Raw genomic sequence first — 8,109 nt, 5'->3', positions numbered from 1 at the left:
ACCGCCGGCGGCGGCAGGTCCGTCTGGGGCGGTTGACCCCCATCGAGTTCGAGACCATCATGACCACTCAGGTCGCACTCGCAGCCTGAGCCTGACTGTCACCTATCCGTGCAGCAGTCCCGAGCGCCATCGTGCCGAAGCCCGCAGCCGCCCACAGGGCGAGCGCGGGCGCCCGCACGCGCGTGAGCCGCCCGTCGCGGTAGGCGAACCCGAGCTGCTGCGCGAGCCCCCACACAAAGATGTAGTTGAGGTAGCCGTACCAGGGCACGTCGGTGAGGATCCGCACGGCGTCGACGCCGATCGCCACGACGCTCATCGCGACCCACACGCGCCAGCCCCACCGGGCGTCGAGCCGCAGCCCGAGCGGCGCGAGGACGACGAGCACGCCGTAGACGGCGAGGAACCACAGGGGCATGAGGACGGCGACGGCGACGGTCGCGGTGAGGCCTCGCGGCGCGCCAGCGAGGAGCGCGATGCCGACGACGGCGAGCACGAGCACGACGAACGGCACGACGGGCCCGAAGAGCCCGCGCAGCCGTCGGCGGGCCCAGGCCCCGGCGGTGAGCCCGCGGTTGCGTGCCCGGGCGAGGCTCGTCGCGTTGGCGAAGCCACCGACGAGGAAGAACAGGCCGATGAGGACGAGCAGCCAGGTCGCGGGCCAGGCCCAGCGCGCTCTGGCGAGCACGTTGCCCACATGGAGCGCGCCTGAGGCGTCGACGCTCACGGCCGCCATGGTCCAGTGGCCGAGGATCACCGCCCCGAGCGCAACGGAGCGCGCGAGGTCGGCGAAGCGGTCGCGGGCGAGGTCGGCCGGGGCGGCGTCGACCCGGCGAGTCCGGGCGTCGGGAGGGGTCTCGGTCACGTCCTGAGACTAGGGGCTCGGTGCCCACGCGGTTGTGGGCGTTCTCGTGGTGAGCGCTCACAGCCCTCCCCCGGGCGCGGGCCCGGGGGAGAGCATCATGAGCCGCAGCTGCCCGGTGTCCCGGTCGACGTGCTGGCGCGTGGATGCGCCGTGCTGCGGTCGGACCCTCGGGACCGTCCTCGTCGCGGCGTCGCGACCGTGCACGCCGGTCGTTCTGGCGTGCGTCGCCGAGGTCGTTTTCCGGTGGGTCGTCACCGCTCGAGTCCGTCATGCGCGTGCGCGCGCAGCGCGGGGAGCGGTTCCTTGTCCCTAGTTCATATGCCGGTCAAGCAGTGGTCGGCAACCCTTCGCATGGGTGTAATTCGTGTGCCTGGGGCACACACAGGTTCATGCACAGGCGGGGACGCGTCTTCCCCATGTCATCCACACCCCTGTGGACAAAATCTGTGGACGACGGTCCAGCGTCTGGACACCCCACACGGGGTCATGTGACGTGTCGCACGACCCCACGTCGTCATCGTCCTGACGATCAGTGGCATCATGTCACCATGCCTAAGATCATCGGAGGGTCCCTCGCCGAGCACCGGCAGCAGACGAGGCACAAGCTCTTCACCGCGCTCGCAGCGCTCATGGACGAGCGTGGATTCGACTCGATCACCCTCGCAGAGATCGCGAGCGCCGCAGGCATCGGCCGCACAGCCGTCTACAACCACTTCCCTGACAAAGAGTCGCTGCTCGTCGGGTTCATCAACCACGAGACCGAGCAGTACGTCGCAAGCCTCGAACGCGAGCTCGCCGACGTCGACGACCCGGTCACCCAGATGCGCACCTACGTGCAGGCACGCATGCGTCTCAAGCGCGTCTTCCACCTCGCGCCAGGCCCCGAGCTGCGGACCGTCGTCTCGCGCTCGACCGCCCGTCAACTGCGCGGGCACGCCGACATCGTCGAGACGATCCTGCGCCGCATCATCGTCGCGGGCATCGAGCAGGGGCAGTTCCCCGAGCAGGACCTCGATGTCACGGTGAGCCTCGTCAACTCGTGCCTCTCAGGTCGCTCGCTCGGCGAGGACGAGGCCGGTCGCGCTGCCGCGTGCCGCGCGACCGAGGCGTTCGTCCTGCGGGCCGTGGGTGCGCGCCTCGCGACGCCGACAGCCCCCTGAGCCAACGCCCGCGCAGGCACCCCGCGCGGGCGTTCGTACGTTCAGACGCGCGCGCCGCGTCTCAGGCGCCGACGTCGTGCGCGTGGTGGACGAGCTCGTGCGCTGTGTAGAGCCCGAGCGTTCGCAGGGTGAACTCGGCGTCCTCACCGCGTCGTCCGCGGCGTTCCCACTCGTCGTCGCGTACGTCCGCGTACGCCTGGGCGAACCACTGCGCGCGCTCGGCGAGCTCGTCGGCGACAGCGAGGGGCCGGGCCTCGGCGTAGTTGCGCCTGATCGCGGCGTCGTCCTGGTCCCAGCCGGGGAACATGGGGTTGTCCTCTTCCCGGATGTTGAGGGCGCGCGAGGCCATGACGTCGAGGACGTCGCGCACGTGGCACGCGTACTCGAGCGGCGACCAGGTCCCTGGGGTGGGGCGCGTCTGGACGTCGGGACGCAGCAGGACGGTCCGCCAGCGCGCGACGTGCTCGTCGAGCTCGCTCAGGTAGTCCGTCAGGGGGCGTGCGGGGTCGAACCCGCACTCGGGGCAGGGGCTCGTGAGCACCCACGTCCAGTCCTTGCCGTCCGGGGTCACGGTGTCGTCGCTCATGCCCTGATCGTACGGGGACGGTGCTCGCGTGGCACGGGGTGCGCGCGAGCCACGCAGGCCCAACGCCGTGCTTCGTCCGGGGGTGTCGGGGTAACGTCAGGCGTCATCGGCGCGCAGCGGTCGCCGGCGGTCCGTCCACCTCTCGAGGCTCATCATGGTGTCTGCTCGTCCCGCTCTGCGCGTGCTCGCGGAGGCTTCGCTCGATCCGGCGTCCCGGTTCTGGCTCCTGGTCACGGCTGGCCTGGCGCTCGCTGTCGTCATGGTGGTCATGGCGGTCCGGCGAGTCCGCGCGGCTCGCGAGTCTGAGCTCGCCCAGGCGCGCGCTGCGGCGCGCCCCGAGGACGCTGTGCGCGGAACGTCCGCGGTGGGCGGCGGTCCCGCGCCCGACGGGGGCCATGGGTCCGACGACGGCTCCACTCCGGACGACGCCTCCCGGTCCGACGACGGCCCGGCACCCGACGCCTCCCGGTCCGACGACGGCCCGGCGCCCGACGACGTCTAGCGCAATCCCTTCTCACCCTGCGACACGCGTGCCGTCGCCTGCTCAAGGTCGCGTGCGTGCGCGCCGATGAGTTCTGAGTGACAGAGCGATCGGCAGCCACGCCAGATCGTCATGAGCGAGGGAGGCCGGCGATGTGCAGCGCCGTCGACGACACGATCCAGCAGCCGTCGGGTGACCCGTTGGGCATCTCGTTCGACGCGAAGGACATCTCGCTCAGTGACGTCCTTGAGGGGATCCTCTCGGTTCCCGAGTCCTGACGACCAGGTCGCACGAGCAAGGGGCGCGCACCGACCGTAGGTCGGAACGCGCCCCTCACGTCTGACGTGACCTGGGGGCGGCCGCTCGCGGCCGCCCCCAGCTGTCAGCCGGCAGCCATCGTGAGCGTGCTGCTCTTCTTCGACTTGCCCGTCGCAACCTTGATCTTGACGGTCTTGCTGTTGTAGTAACCACCCTGGTACGGGTCGGCTGCCGAGACGATGTACGTGCCCTTGACGAGGCCGGGCGCGCTGTACGCACCCGTGGCGTTCGTCTGGACCTGCAGCCACGTGCCGTCACTCCCGGAGATGGCGACGTTGACTCCGGCGATACCGACGCCCTTGGAGTTCGTCACCTTGCCCGTGATCTTCGCGGCCTTGACGAGGCGAACCTTCGTCACGGCCTTCTTGCCCTTCTTCACGGTGACCTTCTTCGACACCTGCGCGCCGTCGCTCGCCTTCGCGCCGGAGACGATGACCGTGTAGGAGCCGGAGGTCGCACCCGGGACCGAGAACTTGCCCTTGCTGCTCGTCCGCGTGTTCCCGAGCCAGGTGCCGTTCGCGTCGAAGACTGCGACGTAGCCCTTCTTGAGGGCCTTGCCGGCCGCGGTGCGTGCCGTGCCGGCGATCGTCGTCCCGGTGGACCGGGAGACGGTCTTCGTCGTCGTCTTGTTCTTCTTGACGACGATCTTCACCGAGGTGTTCGTGCCGTTGAGGGTCACCTTGTAGGTGCCCTTCGGCAGGTTGGTGAGCCTGAGCTTCTTCGCCTTCGAGGTTGCGCAGGCCTCGCCTGCGTAGGCGCCCTTGCTCGTCACGGCGGTCGCGCACACGTTGCCACGCTTCCACACCGACTTGGAGGCCTTGACCTTGAGGACGATCGCTCCCTTGTGCACGGCGGGCTTGCGGGCGACGATCTTGGCGGCAGTCGTCCTGCCCGTCTTCACCGTGTAGATCCGCGGCGACATGTACTCGCTCTCGAGCGAACCCTTGCGGGCGTGCACGGAGTAGCGACCGGCGGGCAGGCCCGTCAGCGTGTAGCTTCCCTTGGCGTCGGTGGTCGCGAAGGCCCATCCGGTGCGGTTGCTGCCGTAGGCGGACACCGAGGCACCGGCGACCGGCTTGCCCTTGGCGTCGACGACCGCACCCTTGATGGAGCCGATCTTGGCGTAGGCCGCGATGTTGAGCGTCGCGGTGGAGCTGGGCGCGATGCGCACGGTCTTCGCGTCGACCTCGCGGACGGTGTTGCCTGCGAACGTCGTGAGGAACCTCGCAGTGGGGGCGCTCCAGTCCTCGTTGACCTCGACCGTGTACTGGCCTGCCGGTGCGACGAGCGAGTACGACCCGTTCGTCGTCTTCGCCGAGTAGCTGTTCGTCGACGACGTGGCGATCACCCAGGCGTTCGAGATGTTCTTGCTGTTGGCGGTGACCTTGCCGGTGAGGACCTGGACGCCCGCGAGGGCGACCACCACGGCGGTGTCCTTGTTCGCGGTGACGACGACCTTCTGCGTCGCCTCGGCCGTGACCGGGTAGGACAGGCGGGTCGTGAGATCGTACGTGCCGGGAGCGAGCTCGTCGGTCGTGTACGTTCCGCTCGCGTTCGTTGAGCCGTAAGCCCCGGCGGTGTCACCCTCCAGCTCGATCCAGGCGTTCTCGATGAGCCCGCCGCCGACGGCGGTCACCTTGACTGTGACGTGGCCGGTCGTGGCGGTGGCGGCGTTCGCCGGCGCGATGCCGAACCCTGTGAGTGCGAGCGCCACCGCCGATACTGCCGCAAGTGTGAGTCTCTTCATGCTGTCCCTGCTTTCCCGTTCGGGCGCGACTCCCCGACGACACAGAAGCCCCTGCGCATCGTCCTCGCGACGGGGTCATCCTACTGAGCAGCACACGTTGCTGGGAAGCACCTGGGAGCGGGCGCTACGTGATCGAGTCCGCGTCACCAGCGGGTTCGGGCGGGCGGGTGCCGGAGGGACGTGCGCCGTTCGCAGTGGCCCCGCGAACGCCCTGCTTGCGCGCCGACTCGGCGTCGCGCTGGGCAAGGTCGTCGAGCATCGCGTTGTACGCGTCGAGCTCGGCGTCGGAGCCTGCCTTCTCGACGCGGCGGTCGCGGTGCTTCGCTGTGCGTTCGTCGTCCTTGGCCCAGCGGAAGGCGACGACGATCGCGAGCAACGCGGTGGGGATCTCGCCGACGCCCCACGCGACACCGCCACCGATCTGCTGGTCATCGAGGGCGGGCAGACCCCACGGGCGTCCGAGGAGCCCGAACCATTCGGGGACGAGGAGGGCGGTGCCTGACATGAGCGCGACGCCGAAGAATGCATGGAAGGCCATGGTGGCGAGCAGGAGGAGAAGCCGCAGCGGGTAGCCGGGGCGCTTGGGGCCGGGGTCGATCCCGATGAGGGCGTTAGCGAAGAAGTACCCCGCGAGCGTGAAGTGAGCGACCATGCCCAGGTGCCCGACGTGCGTCGTGAGGGACCACTCGAAGAATGGGGTGAAGTAGAAGACGATCATCGATCCGGCAAAGTTCACCGCGGCGACGATCGGGTGGGCGAAGAACGTGCCGTAGCGCGAGTGCACGATGGTGAGGAGCCATTCCCGCGGGCCGCGGGAGCCGTCGGCCCGTGCTGGGAGCGCGCGCAGCGCGAGGGTCATGGGCGCGGACAGCACGAGCAGCAGGGGTACGACCATCGCCATGGTCATGTGCTGCACCATGTGGCCTGAGAACAGCACGCGACCGTAGACGGCGGCGCCGCCACTGGTCACCCACAGGAGGACGAGCATGCCGGCACACCACGTGACGACGCGGGTGACGGGCCAGGCGTCGCCGCGACGGCGCAGTCTGAGGTACCAGCGGACATACACGACGACGGCGGCGATGATCGCGACGCCCAGGATCGCCTCCCAGCGCGTGAGCGTGAGCCATCGGGCGAGCGTGGGCTCGGGCGGGAGGGGCTCGCCCGTGACGAGCTGCGCGGGCGTGGGTGCGGCAGGGGCCTCGTCCGGGACCGGGGGCGCCGACGAGCTGAGCGCACCGGCAAGTCCCGCGACGGCGCCGAGCAGCACGGCTTCCGCGGCCATGAGGCGCCAGAAGGCGCGCGTGGCGAGTGCGGCGGACTCGGTTGTCGCGAGCTGCGCGACGACGTGCCGACGGTGCAGCCAACCAAGAAGCCCGAGGATCGCCATCCCCGCGACCTTGGCGACGATGAGCAGGCCGTAGCGCGTCTCGACGAGGTCGCCTGGTGTGCCGAGGCGGACGAGCGCTGAGAGGACTCCGGAGTACGCCACCAGCACGAGGCACCAGGCGGCGAGCGTCGAGAAGCGCCTGACGGTCTCGGCGAGCACGTGGGCGCGGAGTCCGCCGCGGGCGCGCAGCGCGATGAGGACGAGGATGCCGCCGGTCCACGTCGCGGCGGCGGCGAGGTGGACGAGCATCGCTGAGACGGCGAGGTCGTGCCCGCTCGCTCCGGCGGTGTGTCCGGTGAGGGACCGCAGGAAAAGGCCTGCGACGAGGAGGGCGAGGCACCACGCGGCCCCGGTGGGGGTGCGCACGAGGAGCGCGCAGATGCTCACAACGGCTGCGATGACGATGAGCGTCACCTGGATGCGCCCGAGGGGGACCTGGAAGGCAAAGACGCTCATCTGGGAGCCGAAGTCCACGTCGCCGCCGGGGCTCCCGAGGACGTCGGCGACCGTGGTGACGAGGTCGGCGACGGCGAGGAGCGTCCATGCGCCGCTCGCGGTGCCGGCGATCGTCAGGGCACGGCGACGGTCGTCGCCCGGCGGAAGGAGGAAGGTGACGAGGACGAGCGCAGCGAGGGCCACGGAGAGGGCGATGTCGCGGAGCACGACGATGACGGGCAGTGCCCAGCGGACGACGGGGCCGGGGTCGGCGATGAGGGAGGCCTCGAAGATCCCTGTGCCGAGACCGCCCACGATGAGCGTGATGATCCCCATGAGGATGGACCCGACGAGGACCGCGGGCCGGTAGGTGCGGGAGCCGGTGATGTCCTCGTGCGTGGGCGCGGGGACGTCAGGGGCGGTCATGCGTCCATCCTAGGCGCGGGCAGGATGGCGACGGCTCGCACGGAGAACGACGACGGCGGCGTCAGCTCGTGGGGACGAGCCGGCGCCGCCGACGTGGGTGCACGGCTGGGGTCAGGCGACCGGTGGGTCGTTGCGGCGCTCGACGATCTCGTGGTGAGTCGTCTTGGTCCGCTGGGCTCCCGCGATAGCGCCGATGATGAGCGCGAGCACTCCGGCTCCCATGCAGATGTATCCGATCATCACGAGGTCGACTCCCTCGATGCGGTCGGCGACCGCAAACGCGAGGATCGCACCGATGACGAGCAGGATGATTCCGGTACCGTACTTCATCGTCGTTCCCTTCGTCGGGCGTGTTGACGGTCCCATCGTCCCGTCATTCCAGGGATGCCGCATGTCGACGGTGCTGGTGAGCGCGCACGTGGGCTGCACGATCGCGCCGGTCCGGACAGTGGCGCGGAGGGGCCGGGCGCAGCAGCGCCGGACACAGAGGGGCTGGGCGCGGCCGCCGGTGTTGCGTTCTGGGTCCGGGTACGACGAAGGCCCACCCCGGTACGGGGTGGGCCTTCGCGAATGAATGTCCGGAAGCGTCCTACTCTCCCACCCCGTCACCAGGGCAGTACCATCGGCGCTGTGAGGCTTAGCTTCCGGGTTCGGAATGGGACCGGGCGTTTCCCTCACGCTATGACTGCCGTAACTCTATTGGG

8 protein-coding genes and 1 rRNA gene are annotated in these 8,109 nt (G+C 69.8%); 3 read left to right on the top strand and 6 right to left on the bottom strand.

Features of this window, described 5'->3' with window-relative positions; all coding sequences use genetic code 11:
- Positions 1 to 67 precede the first annotated feature (67 nt).
- On the bottom strand, positions 68 to 862 hold the full coding sequence (locus ACTVCO_RS12155) for an acyltransferase family protein (RefSeq protein ID WP_443728700.1): 795 nt from the start codon (positions 860 to 862) through the stop codon (positions 68 to 70).
- A gap of 548 nt (positions 863 to 1,410) precedes the next feature.
- Between ACTVCO_RS12155 and ACTVCO_RS12150 the strand changes: the two genes are divergently transcribed.
- Positions 1,411 to 2,022 (top strand): TetR/AcrR family transcriptional regulator, encoded by a 612-nt coding sequence (locus ACTVCO_RS12150; protein ID WP_443728699.1) that lies wholly within the window; start codon positions 1,411 to 1,413, stop codon positions 2,020 to 2,022.
- 61 nt (positions 2,023 to 2,083) lie between these two features.
- Here ACTVCO_RS12150 and ACTVCO_RS12145 read toward each other — a convergent pair whose 3' ends face one another.
- Entirely contained in the window at positions 2,084 to 2,608 is a 525-nt protein-coding gene (locus tag ACTVCO_RS12145) for a DinB family protein (RefSeq protein ID WP_443728698.1), read from the bottom strand.
- 154 nt (positions 2,609 to 2,762) lie between these two features.
- Between ACTVCO_RS12145 and ACTVCO_RS12140 the strand changes: the two genes are divergently transcribed.
- Both ACTVCO_RS12140 and ACTVCO_RS12135 read left to right on the top strand, forming a co-directional pair.
- The gene (locus tag ACTVCO_RS12140; protein ID WP_443728697.1) at positions 2,763 to 3,110 is read left to right on the top strand and encodes a hypothetical protein; all 348 of its coding nucleotides are present in this window, start codon (positions 2,763 to 2,765) and stop codon (positions 3,108 to 3,110) included.
- Positions 3,111 to 3,241: 131 nt separating this feature from the next.
- Positions 3,242 to 3,367 (top strand): hypothetical protein, encoded by a 126-nt coding sequence (locus tag ACTVCO_RS12135; RefSeq protein WP_443728696.1) that lies wholly within the window; start codon positions 3,242 to 3,244, stop codon positions 3,365 to 3,367.
- Between the two features lie 104 nt (positions 3,368 to 3,471).
- Here the strand turns inward: ACTVCO_RS12135 and ACTVCO_RS12130 are convergent, their stop codons facing one another.
- The 4 genes from ACTVCO_RS12130 to rrf all read right to left on the bottom strand — a co-directional run bounded on the left by ACTVCO_RS12130 (position 3,472) and on the right by rrf (position 8,098).
- Positions 3,472 to 5,154, bottom strand: a complete 1,683-nt coding sequence (locus tag ACTVCO_RS12130) for a carboxypeptidase regulatory-like domain-containing protein (protein ID WP_443728695.1) — start codon at positions 5,152 to 5,154, stop codon at positions 3,472 to 3,474.
- Between the two features lie 124 nt (positions 5,155 to 5,278).
- Positions 5,279 to 7,405 carry a cytochrome c oxidase assembly protein gene (locus tag ACTVCO_RS12125; RefSeq protein WP_443728694.1) on the bottom strand — a complete coding sequence of 709 codons (2,127 nt, stop codon included), beginning with the start codon at positions 7,403 to 7,405 and terminating at the stop codon, positions 5,279 to 5,281.
- A 111-nt stretch (positions 7,406 to 7,516) separates the two neighbouring features.
- On the bottom strand, positions 7,517 to 7,735 hold the full coding sequence (locus ACTVCO_RS12120) for a DUF6458 family protein (RefSeq protein WP_443728693.1): 219 nt from the start codon (positions 7,733 to 7,735) through the stop codon (positions 7,517 to 7,519).
- Positions 7,736 to 7,981: 246 nt separating this feature from the next.
- Positions 7,982 to 8,098 (bottom strand): 5S ribosomal RNA (gene rrf, locus ACTVCO_RS12115).
- Between the last annotated feature and the right edge of the window lie 11 nt (positions 8,099 to 8,109).

Origin of the sequence: Sanguibacter sp. A247 (genome assembly GCF_052324925.1) — a bacterium.
Lineage (GTDB): Bacteria > Actinomycetota > Actinomycetes > Actinomycetales > Cellulomonadaceae > Flavimobilis.
This window is presented reverse-complemented; position numbering and strand designations above follow the sequence as displayed.

Excerpts from the sequence above, each read along its gene's own strand:
- ACTVCO_RS12150 (WP_443728699.1), top strand. The coding sequence starts at position 1,411 with ATGCCTAAGATCATCGGAGGGTCCCTCGCCGAGCACCGGCAGCAGACG.
- ACTVCO_RS12145 (WP_443728698.1), bottom strand. The coding sequence starts at position 2,608 with ATGAGCGACGACACCGTGACCCCGGACGGCAAGGACTGGACGTGGGTG.
- ACTVCO_RS12125 (WP_443728694.1), bottom strand. The coding sequence starts at position 7,405 with ATGACCGCCCCTGACGTCCCCGCGCCCACGCACGAGGACATCACCGGC.
- ACTVCO_RS12130 (WP_443728695.1), bottom strand. The coding sequence starts at position 5,154 with ATGAAGAGACTCACACTTGCGGCAGTATCGGCGGTGGCGCTCGCACTC.
- ACTVCO_RS12135 (WP_443728696.1), top strand. The coding sequence starts at position 3,242 with ATGTGCAGCGCCGTCGACGACACGATCCAGCAGCCGTCGGGTGACCCG.
- ACTVCO_RS12120 (WP_443728693.1), bottom strand. The coding sequence starts at position 7,735 with ATGAAGTACGGTACCGGAATCATCCTGCTCGTCATCGGTGCGATCCTC.
- ACTVCO_RS12140 (WP_443728697.1), top strand. The coding sequence starts at position 2,763 with ATGGTGTCTGCTCGTCCCGCTCTGCGCGTGCTCGCGGAGGCTTCGCTC.